Source organism: Microbulbifer sp. 2205BS26-8, assembly GCF_030731025.1.
GTDB classification, from domain to species: domain Bacteria; phylum Pseudomonadota; class Gammaproteobacteria; order Pseudomonadales; family Cellvibrionaceae; genus Microbulbifer; species Microbulbifer spongiae.
Map to the genome: position 1 here is coordinate 1 of NZ_JAVAMR010000227.1, position 298 is coordinate 298.

The window sequence follows — 298 nt, forward strand, 5'->3', positions numbered from 1 at the left end:
AGCTGCGAAAACAGCTTTCAGGGTAACCGTGATTCTCTGATTGATACTCTTCCTTTCTGTATTTTCAAGAATAAATTTTGGATTTTCATTTAAAATGATCTCTCTGCGTCCTATTTTCATTGTTTTGTGTCTTTTGCCTCTCATGTTTTTTTCAATTGGTGTCAATGCATCTGCTGGCATCATGAATGATGGCTATAAAATCTATCTGGGTGATGTCAATGGTGATCAACGGGAAGACTTGTACTTTGAGTATCATCGTCCGGTAATTTTTCTGCATGGTGATATTGTCACTCCCTTG

Annotated in this window: 1 protein-coding gene; it reads right to left on the reverse strand. The window is 37.6% G+C overall.

Annotated features, from left to right (window positions below; genetic code table 11):
• A partial coding sequence (locus Q5Y71_RS17360) for a hypothetical protein (RefSeq protein WP_306043317.1) occupies positions 1-183 on the reverse strand: 183 nt, incomplete at its 3' end.
• Positions 184-298 lie beyond the last annotated feature (115 nt).